At 67.3% G+C, this 1059-nt stretch carries 1 protein-coding gene; it reads right to left on the reverse strand.

Annotation, left to right across the window (positions count from 1 at the left end):
* Positions 1–79: 79 nt before the first annotated feature.
* The gene (locus NW852_RS08185) at positions 80–1057 is read right to left on the reverse strand and encodes an SGNH/GDSL hydrolase family protein (RefSeq protein ID WP_414426628.1); all 978 of its coding nucleotides are present in this window, start codon (positions 1055–1057) and stop codon (positions 80–82) included.
* Positions 1058–1059: the final 2 nt, after the last annotated feature.

Here is a 1059-nt window from a genome sequence, read left to right on the forward strand (position 1 = left end):
GGCAGGAGCAGGTAACCTTGGGGCGGCGGCGGCGCTCCTCGGCGGCGGTGGCGGCTTCGTAAGAGGGGGTGGCTGGCTCTCACGGCTTCCCTGGGCTGGAGAAGGGGAGTTCTGCTTTTGGGAAGCTGCTAGACGAGAGCTCTGCCAATGCCTCGGGAGAAAGGGATCCCACCTCGCTAAAGGGTGGGCAGCGGCGCTGGGGTGGGACCGGCTGCTGCAGGATCCTCAGGAAAGCCTCCGCCAGGTCGGCATATCCCCGGTCGTTGGGATGAAAGCCATCGGCCAGCGGGCCGGGGAAGAAAGACTCGCGGCGGTAGGAGCGGGGATCGCAGAGGAGGTCCACCACGGGGATCCCCTCTTGGCTCAGGGGGTTGATGGCCCGTTGGCTGAGGCCGACGGAGACCCAAGCCAGCAGTTGCCGCAGGCCCCTGGGCTGCTGCTGCCCCAGGGGGATCAGGGCAAAGTTGGGCAGGTTGGCCACCGCCAGGCGAGCTTGGGGAGCACGGGCCCGCACCGCCTGCAGCAGGGTTTGGTAGTCGGCGGCAAATTGTTGGATCTGGCGCTCAACAAAGGGCAAGGGATCCCCCCCCTGCAGGGCCCGTTGGGCTGCCGCGAAGACAATGGCGTTGGTGTCGTTGCCGCCCACCCAGAGGGTAATCAGGGTGGCGTTGGGAGGGATGCGCGGCACTTGATCCTGGAGCAGGTTGGCCGGGATCCCTTCCCGCAGGGCTTGCATGGCTGGGCTGAGTACCGCTCCTGAGCGGCCCAAGTTAATTAGCTCCACCGGGCCGGGCAGCAGGCGGGCCAGGCGGGGGACATACCCCGTCCCGTTGGGGCAGTCCAGCGGCTCTGAGCGCTGCGGGCGGGTGCCGGCAGCGTTGGCTGGACCATCGCAGGAGATGGAGGCGTTGAAGCCAACGGCATCACTGGCTCCCAGAGCCACGTAGCGGGTGAGGGCGGGCGGGCTGGGTATGAGAACAGCGGGGGGAGATCCAGAGGCTTCGGAACAAGCAGTTAGCCCCCACCCCAGCATCCCGATTGCCACTGAGAGCAGCAGCA

The organism is Synechococcus sp. H60.1, from assembly GCF_047462335.1.
Taxonomy (GTDB): domain Bacteria; phylum Cyanobacteriota; class Cyanobacteriia; order Thermostichales; family Thermostichaceae; genus Thermostichus.